Origin of the sequence: Kitasatospora albolonga (genome assembly GCA_002082585.1) — a bacterium.
In the GTDB taxonomy this organism is placed as follows: Bacteria; Actinomycetota; Actinomycetes; order Streptomycetales; family Streptomycetaceae; genus Streptomyces; species Streptomyces stephensoniae.
Genome location: CP020563.1, coordinates 877,428 through 894,047, shown reverse-complemented (window position 1 = coordinate 894,047; position 16,620 = coordinate 877,428). Strand labels below are relative to the sequence as shown.

The window sequence follows — 16,620 nt, the reverse complement described above, 5'->3', positions numbered from 1 at the left end:
CCCCGTACGGGATCTAGCAGGCGCCCTGGTCCTTCCAGACGCCCCACTCGCCCGTGGTGCCGGGCTTCTCGCCCTTCGTCCACCACGACGCCTTCCACTGGCGGCCGTCCTGGCTGACGACGGCGCCGCCGTTGTACGCGGTGTCTGCGTTCCACGGCGGGGCCGTGCACTCACCGCCCGGGGCCGTCGGGGTCGGGGTGGGGGTGGGGCCGGTCGGGGTCGGGGTCGGCGTCGGGTTGGTGCCGGTGCCGGGCTCGACCAGGGTGGTGCCGCGGGCCAGGTCACCGGCGAGGGAGTAGGTCTTCCCGCCGAAGGTCACGGTCCAGTTGGACGGGGTGGAGGTGGGCAGGTAGTAGACGAAGTCCAGCTCCACCGAGGCGCCGGGGGCCAGGGTCTGCCAGGCCGGGAGCTTCAGGGAGACCCGGTTGTACAGGCCCTTGAGGCCGCCGATGTTGTTGGCCGCGGTGTGGTCGCTGCGGATGATCGACGTACCGAAGCCGGACTGGTCCTTGGCGTTGGCCGGGGCCGAGGTGGCGTAGTCGAACTGGAACTCCGTGCCGCCGGGCAGCGTGGCCTGGGTCTTGTTGGTGATCTTCAGCTTGGGGCTGATCGGGTAGTTGGAGTCACCGAGCGCGAACTGTCCGAAGGAGACGTCGATGTCGACGGCCTCGGTGGGCAGGTCGATCGTGGAGCGCTTCGCGCCGTACGGGGTCGCCGACTTGAAGGCGTCGTACATCGCGGTGGTCAGCGTGTTGCCGTTCTCGTACTGGCCCTTGGCCGCGTTCCACTGGTAGTCGCCCGCCAGCTCCCAGATCATCGTGCCGCCGATGCCCTTGTCGACCACGTAGTCGGCCTTGGCCTTCACCGACTGCTCGTCCTCGGTGGAGAGGAAGACCTTCTTCTGGGCGTTCCACAGCCACGGGGCGGTGAGCGTCGAGTCGTAGTTGCGGACGTAGGAGCCGGTCAGCTGGGTGTTCGCGGGGAAGCCGTAGTCGGTGAGGTAGTCGCCGACGATCCCCTTCTCCAGGTTCTTCGCGTGCCACATCGGGTTGGAACCGGCCGGGGCTTCCTGGCCGTTGTCGTCCTTGTCGTGCCACAGGTTGTCGATGCCGACCGCGCCGTCACCGCACTTGGTCAGACCGGAACCGGCCGGGCAGTTGGTCGCGGCGGCCTTGCCCCACAGACCGTTGGTGCCGCCCTGGACGTTCTTGAAGCCGCGGGTGTAGTACGGCAGGCCGATGTTGATGCGGCCGGCCGGCATGGAGCCGCGGAAGTAGTGGTAGGCCCAGTCGGTGTTGAGGTAGCCGACACCGCCGTACTGCGAGGTGGTGTACACGCCCGCCTGCGCCAGCTCGTTGTCCTTGCCGTCGTCGAACAGGGTGGCGTTCGGGCCGACGTACTCGTTCCAGGCGCCGTGCAGGTCGTAGGACATGATGTTGACGTAGTCCAGGTACTTCTGCATCTGGTACGTCTCCATGCCCCGCAGCAGGTAGCCGGAGGAAGGGGCGGCGACGGTCAGCAGGTAGTGCTTGCCGTCGGCCTCGCCCGCGCGGTCGAGCTTCTCGCGCAGCGTCTTCATGAGGACGTCGTAGCCCTTGACCAGGCCCGCGCGGCGCCCGTTGGCCAGCGCGTGGTCCATGGGGTTGCCCGCGTCCTTCATGGACGTCGCGTACTCGTAGTCGATGTCGACGCCGTTGAAGCCGTACTTCTTGATGAAGGCGACGGCCGAGTCGGCGAAGGTGTTGATGCCCGCCGTGTTGACCGAGCCGTCGGCGTTGGTGGCCATCGAGTAGAAGCCGCCGGAGTTGACGCGCGTGCCGTCCGGGGCGAAGTAGCCGCCGGTCTCGGCCCAGCCGCCCACGGAGACCAGGGTCTTCACGTCCGGGTACTGCTTCTTGTACTTCGTCAGCAGGTTGAAGTGCCCCTTGTAGGGGAGCGCCGGGTCCATCTCGGCGCCCGCGACACCGGGCCACGTCATGCCGGTGGAGGCGTTGTCCGGGCTGTCGGGGCCGACCGACAGCTTGTTGGAGCTGTCGACGTGCGCGAAGGCGTAGTTGAGGTGGGTGACCTTGGTCCAGGGGATGTTGGGGACCAGGTAGGCGTCCTTGCCGTCCTTGCCGGTACGCCAGTTGGTGAAGTAGCCGATGACGCGGCGCTGGTGGTCGTCGCCCATCTTCTCGCGGCCGTCGGTGTCGTAGACGGTGCAGTACGGGGTGTTGACCCCGGGCGTCTTGTACAGCCCGTCCGGGCGACAGGACTCGTGGTCGGTGGCGGCGGCCGACGGGGTGGCCGCGAGGGAGGTCATGAGCAGGCCGGCGATCGCGGCGCCTGCGGCGAGGAGCGTGGCTCTCGCTCGGGTGGGGGACAGCATGTGGTCGTTCCTCCTGTGGAGGTCGGCAGAACACAACTGGCTAAAGGGGGTGGGTCGTGTCGGGGTCCCGGTGTGCGCATCACCGTTGGGACCGAACCTCGGAGGTGACGCAGAGATTAAGAGGACTAGACCAGTGCGTCAATAGGTCTGGACCTTCATCGCTCAACTTTCTGAATGACTACGTTGTCGAGCCCGCTAGTCGGTTTCTAGTCGACTGAAACGATGGGAATGAGCCATGCATCTGTGACCCAGGACACAGTGCTCACCCGCATGGCCGAGGAGCGTCCGTGGCAGACTGGTTCCGTACCAGTAGCAGCGCACTCCGGGGTCGGTGCAATTCCGAACCGGCGGTTATAGTCCGCGACCCGTCCGCAGCCAGCGGCCGGTTGACCAGGTGGGATTCCTGGACCGACGGTTAAAGTCCGGATGGGAGGCAGTGCGCGGCGGTTCGTCATCGGGTACGCCGCCGTAGGCGGACGCATGGCCGGGTTTCGCCGGACCCCTGCGTCCCTTCTTCGGTTCTCGGCGTCTGCCCCGGCGATCCGTTTCATTCTGTCGTCATCGACAGGCCCCGGAGTCCGTGCCCGAAGAGGCAGGAGGACCCGGTGGCCACCGCAGCCGACATCACCGCCATGCGCCGAGCGATCACGCTCGCGGCGCACGGTCTCGGCTCCACCAGCCCCAATCCGGTCGTCGGATGCGTGATCACCGACGCCTCCGGAGCCGTGGCCGGTGAAGGCTTCCACCAGCGCGCCGGAGGGCCGCACGCCGAGGTCCACGCCCTGCGCGCGGCCGGTGAGCGGGCCCGGGGCGGCACCGCCTACGTCACCCTCGAACCCTGTAACCACACCGGCCGCACCGGCCCCTGCGCCCAGGCACTCCTGGCCGCCGGGATCAGCCGGGTCGTGTACGCGGTCGGCGACCCGGACCCGCGGGCCACCGGCGGTGCCGAGACCCTGCGCGCGGCCGGGCTCCAGGTCGAGCAGGGGCTCCTCGCCGAGGAGGCCGGGGCGGGCAACGCCGCCTGGCTCACCTCGGTGCGCCTCGGCCGCCCGTACGTCCTGTGGAAGTACGCCGCCACCCTCGACGGCCGCATCGCCGCCGCCGACGCCACCAGCCGCTGGATCACCTCCCCCGAGGCCCGCGCCGACGTCCACCGGCTCCGTGCCGAGGCCGACGCGGTGCTCGTGGGCTCCGGCACCGCCCGCGCCGACGACCCCCAGCTGGGCGTACGCGGCATCGACGGCGCCACCCAGCCCCTGCGCGTCGTCGTCGACACGAACGCCACGGCCGTCAAGCCCGGCGCCAGGGTCCTGGACGCCACCGCGCCCACGCTCATCGCGGTCGCCGGCGACGCACCCGCCGACCACCTCCCGCAGGATGTCGTCCTGCGGCTGCCCCGCGCCGCCACCGGCCCCGGCCTGGACCTCGACGCCCTCCTCGGCGCCCTGCACACCCGGGGCGTCCGCTCCGTACTCCTCGAAGGCGGGCCGACCCTGGCCGGCGCCTTCGTCGCCGCGGGAAAGGTCGACAAGGTCGTCGGCTATCTCGCCCCGGTCCTGCTCGGCGCGGGCCCGGCCGCCCTCGGCGACGCCGGAATCACCACGATCGCGCAGGCGTTGCGCCTCGAAGTGACCGAGACCGTCCGCCTCGGCCCCGATCTGCGCATCACCGCCGCCCCCGCCCCTGCTCGGAAGGGAAACTGAGTGTTCACCGGAATTGTCGAAGAACTGGGTGAGGTCACCGCCGTCGAGCAGCTCGCCGACGCCTCCCGCTTCCGGCTGCGCGGCCCCCTCGTCACCGAGGGCGCGAAGCACGGCGACTCCATCGCGGTGAACGGCGTCTGCCTCACCGTCGTGGAGACCGGTGACGGCGAGTTCACCGCCGACGTGATGGCCGAGACCCTCAAACGTTCCGGTCTCGGCGCCCTCACCACGGGCTCCCGGGTCAACCTGGAGCGACCGATGGCGCTCGGCGGGCGGCTCGGCGGACACATCGTCCAGGGGCATGTGGACGGCACCGGCACCATCGTGGAGCGCACCCCCTCCGAGCACTGGGAGATCGTCAAGGTCTCCCTGCCGCCCGAGCTGACCCGGTACGTCGTGGAGAAGGGCTCCATCACCGTCGACGGCGTCAGCCTCACCGTCGTCGAGGCGGCGGCCGATTACTTCACCATCAGCCTCATCCCCACCACCCTCGCCCTGACCACGCTCGGCCACAAGCAGCCCGGCGACCCGGTCAACCTGGAGGTGGACGTCATCGCCAAGTACGTCGAGCGGCTCCTCGGCGACCGGTCCGGGTCCGCACAGGGCCCGCTCGCCGGGCAGCACCTGCCCCTCGGAGAGCAGGCCCCCGGGCAGGACCCGCGATGAACGCCGTCTCCTGGCTCAACTCCGAAGCCTTCACCGTGTTCGGCCAGCACATCAAGTGGGCCGACATGATCGGCAACCTCATCGGCCTCACCGCCCTCGCCCTCGGCTGGCGGCGCTCCATCTGGACCTGGCCCGCCCAGCTCCTCGCCGGTGCCATCCTCTTCATCGCCTTCGCCTCCGCGCACCTCTCCGGCAGCGCGGGCAAGCAGCTCGTCGTCATCGCCGTGGCCCTGTGGGGCTGGCAGTCCTGGAACCGGGGCAAGCAGCAGGCCCAGGACGGCTCCATCGCCGTCCGCTTCGCCACCTGGCGCGAGCGCGGGGTGCTGATCGGCGGGGCGGCCCTCGGCACCCTCGCCGTCGGCGGCCTGTTCACCGCCTTCCCCTCGCTCTCCTGGGACCCGTGGCCGGACGCGTACATCTTCGTCGGCACGATCGTGGCGATGTACGCCCAGGCCAAGGGCATGGTCGAGTTCTGGTTCGCCTGGCTCCTGGTCGACCTCGTCGGCGTCCCGCTGAACTTCGCCAACGGCTTCGCCTTCTCCGGCTTCGTCTACATCATCTACGGCGCCCTCGTCCTGTGGGGCATGCGCGACTGGTGGCTGCGTACGCGGACACCCGCTCTGGAAGGAGCCCCGGCATGACTGCCCAGCCCACCTGGCTGCACCCCGGCCACGACCCGCTCGCCGAGGACCTCTCCCTGGACCCGGTCGAGCAGGCCATCCGTGACATCGCCGCGGGCCGCCCCGTCGTCGTCGTGGACGACGAGGACCGCGAGAACGAGGGCGACCTCGTCATCGCCGCCGAGATGGCGACCCCGGAGATCGTCGCCTTCATGATGAGCGAGTGCCGGGGCCTGATCTGCGCGCCCATGGAGAGCGACGAGCTGGAGCGGCTCGAACTCCCGCAGATGGTCGCCGACAACACCGAGTCGATGCAGACCGCCTTCACCGTCTCCGTCGACGCCTCCGCCGCCCACGGCGTCACCACCGGCATCTCCGCCGCCGACCGCGCCACCACCCTCCGGATGCTCGCGGGCGGCGTCGCGGGCCCCGCCGACTTCGTCCGCCCCGGCCATATCTTCCCGCTGCGCGCCCGCTCCGGCGGCGTCCTCGTCCGCAACGGCCACACCGAGGCCGCCGTCGACCTCGCCCGGCTCGCCGGACTGCGCCCCGCCGGGGCCATCGTGGAGATCGCGGGGGAGGACGGCACCATGCTGCGGCTGCCCGAGCTGATCCCCTTCGCCCGCAAGCACGGCCTGACGATCATCTCCATCGAGGACCTGATCGCCTACCGCCGCAGCGCCGAGCCCACCGTCCGCCGCGAGGCCGCCACCCGCCTGCCCACCGCGTTCGGCGACTTCACCGCGTACGGCTACCGCTCCACCGTCGACGGCGTCGAACACGTCGCCCTCGTCCACGGCGATGTCACCGGGAACGGCGGCGAGGACGTCCTCGTCCGCATCCACTCCGAGTGCCTGACCGGCGACATCTTCCAGTCCGCTCGCTGCGACTGCGGCCCCCAGCTGCACGCCTCCATGCGCCGGATCACCGAGGAGGGCCGGGGCGTCGTCGTCTACCTCCGGGGCCACGAGGGGCGCGGCATCGGCCTGCTCTCCAAGCTCCGCGCGTACGAGCTCCAGGAGCGCGGCGTGGACACCCTGGACGCCAACCTGGAGCTCGGCCTGCCCGCCGACGCCCGCGACTACGCGGCGGGCGCCCAGATCCTCGCCGACCTCGGCGTACGCAGCCTGCGGCTGATGACCAACAACCCCGACAAGACCGAGGCCGTCCTGCGCCACGGACTCGCCGTCACCGGCCGCGAGCCCATGCCCGTGCAGGCCGGTGAGCACAATCTGCGGTATCTGCGCACCAAGCGCGACCGCATGGGCCACGACCTGCCCTGGCTCGACGGCGCCCCCGCGTCGCCCTGCGCCAACCAGTAACGAACACCTCTCAACCAGCGATCAGGAGAACCATGAGCGGCAAGGGTGCACCCGAACTGTCCGTACGCAACTGCTCCGACCTGCGGGTGGCCGTCATCGCGGCGCAGTGGCACGAGAAGGTCATGGACGGTCTCGTCGACGGCGCCCTGCGCGCCCTGCACGAGCTGGGCATCGACGAGCCGACCCTGCTCCGCGTCCCCGGCTCCTTCGAGCTGCCCGTCGTCGCCAAGGTGCTCGCCGGCCGGGGCTACGACGCGATCGTCGCCCTCGGCGTGATCATCCGGGGCGGCACCCCCCACTTCGAGTACGTGTCCCAGGGCGTCACCGTCGGCCTCACCCAGGTCACCGTCGACACCGGCGTTCCCGTCGGCTTCGGCGTGCTGACGTGCGACACCGAGGAGCAGGCGCTCGACCGCGCGGGCATCGAGGGGTCCAACGAGGACAAGGGGCACGAAGCGGTCACCGCCGCCGTGGCCACGGCGGCCACGCTGCGGACCGTCAGCGAACCCTGGCGCTGAGTGCCCTCCGGCGACCCCGTATTCTGAGGACCATCATGGCGAACAAAACCTTCGAAGAGCTCTTCGCCGAGCTCCAGCTCAAGGCCGCCGAAGGCGACCCCTCCACCTCGCGCACCGCCGAACTGGTGGACAAGGGCGTGCATGCCATCGGCAAGAAGGTCGTCGAGGAGGCCGCCGAGGTCTGGATGGCCGCCGAGTACGAGGGCAAGGAAGCCGCCGCCGAGGAGATCTCCCAGCTGCTGTACCACATCCAGGTGATGATGGTCGCCCGCGGGATCTCGCTCGACGACGTCTACGCCCATCTCTGAGCACACCCCGAGCACCGCACGTCACAGCCCTTCCCTCCTTCCCCCTCCGCACAAAGGAACCTGACCTCATGCTGCGCATCGCCGTCCCCAACAAGGGTGCACTCTCCGGCTCTGCGATGGCCATGCTCCATGAGGCCGGGTACCAGCAGCGCAAGGAGTCCAAGGAACTGGTCCTGGTCGACCCGGAGAACGAGGTGGAGTTCTTCTACCTCCGCCCCCGGGACATCGCCATCTACGTCAGCTCCGGCAAGCTCGACATCGGCATCACCGGCCGCGATCTGCTCCTGGACTCCGGCGCCGACGCCGAGGAGATCCTCCAGCTCGGCTTCGCCCGCTCCACCTTCCGCTACGCCACCAAGCCCGGCACCGCCACGGGCCCGCAGGACTTCGACGGCATGACGATCGCCACCTCCTACGAGGGCATCGTCGACGCCCACCTCAAGGAGTCCGGCGTCAAGGCGTCCATCGTCCACCTCGACGGCGCGGTCGAGACCGCGATCGAGCTCGGCGTCGCCCAGATCATCGCGGACGTCGTCGAGACCGGCACCAGCATGCGCAACGCCGGACTCGTAGTGATCGGCGACCCGATCATGACCTCCGAGGCCGTCGTCATCCGCCGCAATGGCGCCCCCGCCGACGACCCCAAGGTGCAGCAGTTCCTCCGCCGCCTCCAGGGCGTCCTGGTCGCCCGGTCCTACGTGATGATGGACTACGACTGCCGCGTCGAGCACCTGGAGCGCGCCGTCGCCCTCACCCCGGGCCTGGAGTCGCCGACCATCTCCCCGCTGCACCACGAGGGCTGGGTCGCCGTCCGCTCCATGGTCGCCGCCAAGGAGGCCCAGCGGATCATGGACGACCTGTACGAGCTCGGCGCCCGCGCCATCCTCACCACGGCCATTCACGCCTGCCGCCTCTGAGCGCCCCGGGCGCCCCGCCCGGGGCGCCCTCCGCGCCACCGCACACCCCCGCGAGAGAAGACCCCGATGTCCGCGCCCCGGCCCGAAGCCCCCGCCCTCCCGGTCACCTTCCGGCCCACCCTCACCCGGGTGGTCCTGCTGAGTGTGGGGCTGGCGATGTTCCTCGTCATCACCGTTGTCGCGCTGATGCTGGAGCGGCTCAACGTGGCGGAGCGGATCAGCTTCGTCTTCGTCGCCGCGCTCTTCTTCGGCGTCCTGGCCCTGCTCAGCAGGCCCAAGGTGGAGGCCGACGAGGCCGGGGTCACCGTCGTCAACCTCACCCGGACCCGCAAACTGGCCTGGGAGGAGATCCTCCGCGTCAACCTGCGCTCCGGCGACCCCTGGGTCTTCCTCGACCTCAGCGACGGCACCAGCCTGCCCGTCCTCGGCATCCAGCCCGGCATGGCCAAGCAGCAGGCCATCCGCGACGCCCGCGCCCTGCGGGCCCTCACCGAGGCCCGGTCCGCGGGCGACACCACCGGCTGACCGGCGGATCACCGGCGGCGGTCACCCCCCGCCCGGCTCCGGCTTTCCCCGGCCCACCGGACCGCGCCCCGACAGCACCTCGCCGTACGCCTGCATCAGATCCGGCAGCCGCAGCGTGGACAGGTCCTCCCGGCTCAGCTCCCCGGTGTACCCGGAGAGCCGCAGATCGCGGTAGGCGCAGCTCTTCTCGTACAGCGTGCGCAGGAAGCGGCCGTTGCCCAGCTCGTCGATCCAGCCCTGGTCCACCACATGGCCGCTGATGGAGCGCAGCTCGTCGACCGCCTCCTCGTCCCACACGTCGTCGTTCTCGGCGGCCAGCACCGTGCCGATCGCGGTGAGTTCGAGCGGGCGGTAGCTCGGGAAGTCGACCCGGCTGGTGAAGCGGGAGGAGAGCCCGGGGTTGGTGGCCAGCAGCCGGTCCATCCCCTCGGGGTAACCCGCGAGGATGACGACGAGATGGTCCCGGTTGTCCTCGGCCCGCTTCAGCAGGACCTGGAGGGCCTCGTCCCCGTACGCGTCGCCCTTGCTGTAACCGGAGTTGGCCAGGCTGTACGCCTCGTCCACGAAGAGCACCCCGCCCAGCGCCGAGTCGATCAGCTCATTGGCCTTCACCGCCGTCTGGCCCAGGAACTCGCCCACCAGATCCGCGCGTTGGGCCTCGATCAGATGGTCGCCGCCGAGCAGCCCCAGGGCGTAGAAGACCCGGCCCAGGATGCGCGCCACCGTCGTCTTGCCGGTGCCGGAGGGGCCGGAGAAGACGAAGTGCCGCTTCGGCGGCTGGACCGGGAGCCCCTGCTCGGACCGGAGCCGGGCCATGTTCAGCTGCGCGGAGACCGCCTTCACCTGCCGCTTCACCGGTTCCAGGCCCACCATGCGCTCCAGCTGGGCCAGCGCCTCGGCCAGCAGGACGGGGTCGCTCGGCCCGGCCGGGAAGACCGACGGGTTCCGGAGCTTCTCCCGGCGTACGCCCCCGACGGGCGGGGGCGGCAGGGGCCCCGGATCGTCGTCGAGCAGCCCGGCCTCGCCGACCGGCCACGGTTCGCGGCCGTCCACCAGATCCGTCCCGAGCACCCCGTCGCCCTCCGGCTGCGCCCCCGGGCCCTCCGCCCCGCCCGAGCCGAAACCGGTCAGCATCACGGCGGCCAGATCGGCGGACTCGTCGTACCCGTCGCCCTCTACGAGCGCGGCGAGACGGGCCGAGGTGTCCATGAACGCCGGGTCGATCCGGTGCACCGCCCGGTAGAGCGGCAGCGCCGCCGCACTGCGCCCGGTGCCCTCGTGGGCCCGGGCCAGCCAGTAGCGCAGCTCCTTGCGCTGCGGCTGCTCGCTGCGGCAGCGCATCAGGGCCGCCGAGAGCAGCGGTTCGGCCTGCCCGTACATCTCCAGCCGGACCCGGGCCATCCCGCCGAAGAGCCCCGCCTCGATGCCCAGCATCGGATCGTCCACCAGCTGCTCGGTGTACCGGACGAGCTGCTCCCAGTCCTTGACCAGATACGAGCGGCAGGCGTGCAGGAACCGCACCTGCGGGTCCGTGTCCACCGGCGGCAGCCCCGCGAGCGCCCGGTCCAGCTCCGGCACATGGCGCCCGTCCAGCCAGTGCGAGGCGTGGGCGAGCAGCAGATCGCGCGGGCTCTCCAGCAGCGGCTGCACCCACCAGCCCAGCCAGTACCAGGAGTTGAGCGGCCGACGGTGGCGGGCCCGCTGTTCGCCGAAGCGGTCGCGGTGCCGGTACATGCGTAACAGGGCGGTGGCGGTGTCGATGCGCAGCGCGTGGAGGCCGAGCCAGCCGTCCGCCATGCCGGGATCGATCCGTACCGCAGCCCTGAACTCCTCCTCGGCCTGCGGGTAGGCGCCCATCGTGTAGGCGTCCATGCCACGCAGCCAGGCGAGGTCGGCGGGAGCCTGCGCGCCCTGTGTGCCGATGTCCATCAGGTCCCCCACGCCAACCGTTCCCCCAGGATGTCCCGCCCGCACAGCATGCCCACCGGAGCGTGCCGAATCACTGCGCGGAGGAAGGGAATTGACCACACCGAGGTGCATCGTACCTGCGCAGGACGGAGGGGGCCGGTCAACGGGGGACCCCGGGGGAGCGGTCACCGAGGGTGAACAGATCGCTCTGTGTGGTCGCCGGGCGGCGGTGCGCGCACAGGACGAAGCCCCCGATCACGGGGGAACAACCGGGGGCTTCGCGTCTGCGGGGGCTCCGAAAAGCCGCACAATGAGAACGTAAGACCAGTAAGGCCCCCCGGTCAAGCCGAGTTGAGGCACTTCCGGGCCGATTTCCGACTGCTCAGTACGGAGGGGTGCTCCCCCTACCGTCGGTGACGAAACGGTTCGCTCCCGCTGTCGCGCCGGGTCCCTCCTGCCACGCGTACCCCTCGGGCATCTGACGTACCAGCAGATCCGCGTAAGGACGGGACGGGTCATCGGCGAAATGCCGCTCCTCGGCGAGCGTCCAGCCGTTCCAGAACTCCGTGAGCCCGGCGCCGTCCCGCGCCCTGCCCCGCCCCCAGGAGACCTCCCGCTCCAGCTCCATCCAGCACAGCGCCGCCAGCCACGGCCGCACCTCCCGGCGGCCCGCCCCGACGCCCTCGACCAGCACCACCGGGGCCGGTTCCAGGGTCCGCGCCGGTCCGAAGCGCCGCCCGGTCCAGTCGTACGGCGCATACCGGGCGGGCTCCCCGCGCGAGAGGGGCAGGAGCACCTGCTCCCGCAGCCGCCCCACCCAGCCGAACAGCTCCTCGTGGGTGGCGAGATCGTCCAGATGGAGCACCGGCGCACCCCCGAGCGCCGCCGCCAGCCGCCCGGCGAACGTGCTCTTGCCCGACCCCGCGTGCCCGTCCACCGCGACGAGCCGGACCGGCCCGCAGGACGGCGGGAGCGCGCGCAGGGCGTCGGCGTGGCGGGACAGGTCGGTCATGGTGCCAGGGTACGGGCCCGGCCCCGGCCGCCCCCGGCCCGCCGCAGGTCATGCCAGTGGTCCAGACCCATATTGGTGGCGTGGCGCGGGCCGGATCGCTGGCCCGCCGCCCCTTGGAACCGGGATAGTTGACGCACCGATCGGCATCCGCAGGATCTGTCGCCGAACCGCCGTCCGCCGGGCGACGGCAGGCCCTGGCCCCACTCCCACCCATGACCGGGGGTCTCGCCCATGACCAGTCCGACCTCACGCAGGACCCTCCTGACCGCCGCGCTCGCGGCAGCGGCCGGCGCGGGCATCACCGCGTCCGCCGGGCCCGCGTCGGCCGCACCGGCATCTCCCGCCCGTCCCTCCGCACCCCAGGCAGCCGCACCCCTCGTGGACAACCGCTTCTGGCACACGTACACCGACTGGCGCCGGGGCTCCGGCGACGGCACCCGGGTCCTCACCGGCCCCCGCCCCGGCCTGGCCATCGCCACCCCCGTGGGCCGCACCGACCACACCGACCCCCACACGGGGGAGACCGCCGCCTGGGAGTACGCCACCTGGACCTCGCCGCTCCACCGCTCCGCCGTCCCCGCCACCGAACTGATCGCCTCCTGGAACGCCCGGACGCCCGCGGGCACCTGGATCGCCGTCGAGCTGAGCGCCGCCTACGCGGACGGCACGGCCACCCCCTGGTTCGTGATGGGCCGCTGGGCCTCGGGCGACGGCGACATCCGGCGCACCTCGGTGGACGGCCAGGGGGACCCGCACAGCTCGGTCTGGACCGACACGCTCTCCGTGGACGACGCGGCGACCGGCGTACGGTTCACCGCGTACCGCCTCCGCCTCACCCTGTACCGCACCCCCGGCAGCCGCCTCACCCCCACCGTGTGGCGCGTCGGCGCGATGGCCTCCGCCGTCCCCGACCGCTTCGAGGTCCCGGCGAGCACCCCGGCCCACGCCCGCGAACTGCGGGTCCCGCGCTACTCGCAGAACGTCCACATCGGCCAGTACCCCGAGTACGACAATGGCGGCGAGGCATGGTGCAGCCCCACCTCCTCGCAGATGATCGTCGAGTACTGGGGCCGCCGCCCCACCGCCGAGGACCTCGCCTGGGTCAGGCCCGGCCTGCCCGACCCTCAGGTCTGCCACGCCGCCCGGTACACGTACGACTACGAGTACGGCGGCTGCGGCAACTGGCCCTTCAACGCCGCCTACGCCGCCACCTACCGGGACCTGAACGCGGCCGTCACCCGCCTCGGCTCCCTCACCGACCTGGAACGGCTGGTCCACGCCGGAATCCCCGTCATCACCTCGCAGTCCTTCCTGGAGAAGGAGCTGACGGGGGCGGGCTACGGGACGGCGGGCCATCTGATGACGGTGGTCGGCTTCACCCCGGAGGGCGATGTGATCGCCAACGACCCCGCCTCCCCGGACAACGAGGCGGTACGCCGTGTCTACCGGCGGCGCGAGTGGGAGAACATCTGGCTCCGCACCAAGCGGTACGACGCGAACGGCCGGGTCAGGAGCGGTACGGGCGGGGTCTGTTACGTGTACTGGCCCGAGGGGCCGACACGGGGGCAGCGCCGGGTCCTGCGCTCGTTCGGGCTGGTTTGAGCATGTGCGGCCCGACGGCCGTCTCGACGGCCTGACGGCAGCGCTCCTGACCTTCCTGGGACTCACGGGAATCCGCCTGTGGCGCACAGCGTGGGAGAACAGTGCCGAGAGGGCTACGTGCCGGGACTCGATGATGTTGAGGGCCGTCCCATCCTGACGCCAACGTGCGTACAGACCCTTGATGTCCGCTGCGGTGACCTGCAGAAGCATCTTGTTCCCCAGGCGGGGGACCACGTGGAGGTGGACGATGTGCTCGTACGACTCGAGGCTGTCGACGCTCGAAGACCGCCCGAGAGTGATGAATCGTCTGCGAGAGCGAGATGGTGCCCATTCAATGGAACGGGGTCCAGCGGCGCCGTGAGCAGACTCAGGGACGGTGGTGTGCCTGGCCACAGCTCTGTTGGCACGCGAGGGTACAACCCGGAACCCGGTCACGGATCGACCTGATCGGCTGCGGGGCGGGTTTGGCACAGGTTCTCTGATCGGTTGCCGTGGCCTGTCGGTGGCGACCAGGGGCGGCTGGAGGCGGCGGGCCGGTGAGGGGCAGACTCACCGGCCGGTGGTCTTGCGTTTCCGTGCCGCTGTGGTCGTCAACGGGCGCGGGACGTAGGGATCTGACTTCCCCAGTGGTGACCGCAGGCAGACCACTTACCACGGCCGCAGGGGCAGGCGCGGCCGCCGCGTGTGGGGTGGAAGGCGCGCCAGTACGTACGGCGGGTGAGCGTGGCCGCTGATGTCGTCAGGCCGAAGTCGTCCACGATGGCCAGGCCGTCTTCGAGAAGGTTCAACATGTGCGTCCCGGCGGCGATCAGGGAGTCGGCGACTGCGAAGGCGACGGTCGGTTCCAGAGTTTGGAGAGATTCTCCGTCGGTGAGTGACATGGGCGATCGGGCGTAGCTGCGCACCGTGACAGCTTTCGAAGTGTGCACGAGCGGTGGTGTGGCGAAGGCGATCCTGGCTCCGAAGGCGGGGTGCGCGGCGTCGGAGAGCAGGTCGTACCACTTCGGGAACTCGCCTTCGCCTGTTGCTTTGGTCAGCTTTTTCACGAGGGTGAGGACGTTGGTGGCCTGAAGACCTTCGTGGCTGCCGTTCATCCTGGAGCCGAACCCGGCTTTCAGCAGGACGGGAGCGAGCGCCGCGCGGACCAGGGTGGGCCGTTTCACGGAGTCTTCGGCAGCAGCCTTGCCGGTCTGCCATGCCTGGGCGATGGCGTTCTGCTCGTCGACCAGCGATCCTGCCTCTTCAATCACGGCCCGGGCTGCGACGGCGCCGGAGGTGATACGCCACCGGGTCAGGTTGTCCAGGGTGTCAGCGAGGAGGTCGGCGCTGCGCCAGGCGTGGACGAGCCACCAGCTGACCAGTCGTGTGTGCAGCTCAGGGTAGATGACAGCTGCCGCCGGATCGCGGACTCCGGCTTCGGATGCCTGGTCCACTGCCAGGACGGTTGCACCGTCGTCCGAACGGACATAGACCCAGTCCTCGGCCTCGCGCCGGGCGAGGCGCTCCCATCTCTCTGCGGCGCGGCCTGTCAAGGGGGTCAGCAGCACTTCGTTGGTTCCCGCATCTTCGCTCATGCGCCGCAGTGCGGTGACACGGCCAGCGAGTTCCGTGAGGGCAGCGGTGCGCTGAGTGCCCAGCGCGTCGGCAACCGCCTTGGTCAGTCCGGATTCATCTTTGTTCACCGCACGAGACCTTAGCTGCATGTTCCTTTGCCGCGTCGGGTGTTGATGTGGCTTACGGGCAGGTAGGAGTGGCCCGCCCGGTTGGAGGAGCTCCGAGGCCAGCCTCCGACAGTATGGGCTACATGGTGCCGAGTCCGGTTCTGGCGGTCGGCGGCAGTACTCGGGGCGGGTTCGGATCAGGCGGCCACGTGCACTCTCGCAGGAAACTGAGGCAGTGGGCCGGCTGGCGTGCAGGAATCCGTGGACCGGACGACGAGTTCCCGGCCATGGGGAGGTTCACGCCGTGCGTGGCCAGGGCGATGTTGATCCACTGATGAGCGGCCTCGTGGACTGGGTCGTGGGCATCTTCGAAGTGGATGGTGTCGCCGGTGAGGACGGTTCCCCAGGAAGCGGGTGTCGGGCATGACTGAGGGCGAGCGGTAATGGACCGCCGATGCTACGACGGTAGAACGGCTCTGCTGGCGGCGCGGTTGACGTGATCACGGATCACTTTGGCGGACACGTAGGAGAGCGCCTCTGTCAGCGAGTCAGTCACGGAGGCGAACTGGTCCTCCTGTTGGCGCAGGTGGTCGTCAAGGAAGCAAACCACGGGCCCCGTTGCGGACTGCCTGACCCTGCGCACGTACAGCACGGTGAGGGAGAAGGCCCAGCACGCGTGGAGGAAGCCGTAGACGGGGCGCGGAGCGCCTCGCCAGGGGGAGAAGAAGGTGACGTCGGCGGGGAGGTGCACGTCGTGTGCGGCCAGGGCGTCGTTGAGCCAGTTGTGGGCGGCCTCGTGGATCAGGTCGCGGGCCAGGACCTTGGGGTGGGTGGTGTAGTCGGTGAAGACTGTGCCCGGGAGGCGGGTGAGGGCCCAGCTGTGGAGGGTCTCGTCGAGCCGGCGGCGGTTGAGCAGGCAGATGACGGGGGCGTGCTGGGTGAGCAGGGTGCCGAAGCCGTGCTCGGTCGCGGAGGCAAGGGCGGCACCAACGAGGCGATGGGCCTCGGGTGGGGCAGGGTCGGTGTCGGGGCCGACGAGGTAGTACGCGGTTTCGGAGATTTCCGAGCGGAGCAGATCCGCGGGGCGCGGGCTGAGCACGATGTGCGGGCCGGCCGACAGGTGGGTCAGGTCTCGGACCGTCGTACGGCGGTACCAGGCGAGGCGATCCGCGTCCCGGGCGCGCGCCGCGTGTTCGGCGCCTTCGAGTAGGTGGTGGGCGACGGCGTAGTCGAGGGCGGATGAGCCGAGGCGGTTGCCGAGTACGGAGGCGATACGGCTGGTCCGTTGGCGTTGGTGGTCGGCGATACCGTCGAGGGCGACCAGGGCTTCCGGGGAGTGAGTGCTCATCTGGGGCTCCGGGAGTGGAACGGGGCCGGACCGGGACGGGCCCGGCCCCGTGGAGGGTCAGGACTCGGTGGTGGGCTCAGCGGCGTTGGGCTGCACCGTGGTGGCCAGCCAGGTCTCGGTGGCCGCGTTGGAGGTG

At 70.5% G+C, this 16,620-nt stretch carries 14 protein-coding genes and 1 riboswitch; of the genes, 9 read left to right on the top strand and 5 right to left on the bottom strand.

Annotated features, from left to right (window positions below; translation table 11 throughout):
* Positions 1-13: 13 nt before the first annotated feature.
* Entirely contained in the window at positions 14-2,371 is a 2,358-nt protein-coding gene (locus B7C62_03780) for a chitinase (protein ARF71473.1), read from the bottom strand.
* 313 nt (positions 2,372-2,684) lie between these two features.
* Positions 2,685-2,815: riboswitch (FMN riboswitch) on the top strand.
* Positions 2,816-2,976: 161 nt separating this feature from the next.
* Here B7C62_03780 and B7C62_03775 point away from each other — a divergent pair.
* The 8 genes from B7C62_03775 to B7C62_03740 all read left to right on the top strand — a co-directional run bounded on the left by B7C62_03775 (position 2,977) and on the right by B7C62_03740 (position 8,953).
* On the top strand, positions 2,977-4,077 hold the full coding sequence (locus tag B7C62_03775) for a riboflavin biosynthesis protein RibD (GenBank protein ID ARF71472.1): 1,101 nt from the start codon (positions 2,977-2,979) through the stop codon (positions 4,075-4,077).
* Positions 4,078-4,743: a riboflavin synthase gene (locus tag B7C62_03770; protein ARF71471.1), complete on the top strand. Its 666-nt coding sequence runs from the start codon at positions 4,078-4,080 to the stop codon at positions 4,741-4,743. It abuts the gene before it with no gap.
* Entirely contained in the window at positions 4,740-5,384 is a 645-nt protein-coding gene (locus tag B7C62_03765; GenBank protein ID ARF71470.1) for a hypothetical protein, read from the top strand. Before B7C62_03770 ends, B7C62_03765 begins: the two co-directional genes overlap by 4 nt.
* The gene (locus B7C62_03760) at positions 5,381-6,685 is read left to right on the top strand and encodes a bifunctional 3,4-dihydroxy-2-butanone-4-phosphate synthase/GTP cyclohydrolase II (GenBank protein ID ARF71469.1); all 1,305 of its coding nucleotides are present in this window, start codon (positions 5,381-5,383) and stop codon (positions 6,683-6,685) included. Before B7C62_03765 ends, B7C62_03760 begins: the two co-directional genes overlap by 4 nt.
* A gap of 32 nt (positions 6,686-6,717) precedes the next feature.
* Complete coding sequence (locus tag B7C62_03755; protein ID ARF71468.1) at positions 6,718-7,203, top strand: 6,7-dimethyl-8-ribityllumazine synthase; 486 nt, start codon at positions 6,718-6,720, stop codon at positions 7,201-7,203.
* 35 nt (positions 7,204-7,238) lie between these two features.
* Positions 7,239-7,511, top strand: coding sequence for a phosphoribosyl-ATP diphosphatase (locus tag B7C62_03750; protein ID ARF71467.1), 273 nt, complete (start codon positions 7,239-7,241; stop codon positions 7,509-7,511).
* Between the two features lie 68 nt (positions 7,512-7,579).
* Positions 7,580-8,428, top strand: a complete 849-nt coding sequence (locus B7C62_03745; protein ID ARF71466.1) for an ATP phosphoribosyltransferase — start codon at positions 7,580-7,582, stop codon at positions 8,426-8,428.
* A 66-nt stretch (positions 8,429-8,494) separates the two neighbouring features.
* The gene (locus B7C62_03740) at positions 8,495-8,953 is read left to right on the top strand and encodes a hypothetical protein (protein ARF71465.1); all 459 of its coding nucleotides are present in this window, start codon (positions 8,495-8,497) and stop codon (positions 8,951-8,953) included.
* A gap of 21 nt (positions 8,954-8,974) precedes the next feature.
* On the opposite strand, the gene B7C62_03735 is transcribed toward B7C62_03740, so the two are convergent.
* Together B7C62_03735 and B7C62_03730 are read right to left on the bottom strand one after the other, a co-directional pair.
* Complete coding sequence (locus tag B7C62_03735) at positions 8,975-10,882, bottom strand: CbxX/CfqX (GenBank protein ARF76974.1); 1,908 nt, start codon at positions 10,880-10,882, stop codon at positions 8,975-8,977.
* Between the two features lie 361 nt (positions 10,883-11,243).
* Positions 11,244-11,873, bottom strand: a complete 630-nt coding sequence (locus B7C62_03730; GenBank protein ID ARF71464.1) for a hypothetical protein — start codon at positions 11,871-11,873, stop codon at positions 11,244-11,246.
* 231 nt (positions 11,874-12,104) lie between these two features.
* On the opposite strand from B7C62_03730, the gene B7C62_03725 reads away from it, so the two are divergent.
* On the top strand, positions 12,105-13,475 hold the full coding sequence (locus B7C62_03725; protein ID ARF71463.1) for a hypothetical protein: 1,371 nt from the start codon (positions 12,105-12,107) through the stop codon (positions 13,473-13,475).
* A gap of 590 nt (positions 13,476-14,065) precedes the next feature.
* On the opposite strand, the gene B7C62_03720 is transcribed toward B7C62_03725, so the two are convergent.
* Entirely contained in the window at positions 14,066-15,157 is a 1,092-nt protein-coding gene (locus B7C62_03720) for a hypothetical protein (protein ARF71462.1), read from the bottom strand.
* A gap of 436 nt (positions 15,158-15,593) precedes the next feature.
* Positions 15,594-16,484 (bottom strand): hypothetical protein, encoded by an 891-nt coding sequence (locus B7C62_03715; GenBank protein ID ARF71461.1) that lies wholly within the window; start codon positions 16,482-16,484, stop codon positions 15,594-15,596.
* Between the last annotated feature and the right edge of the window lie 136 nt (positions 16,485-16,620).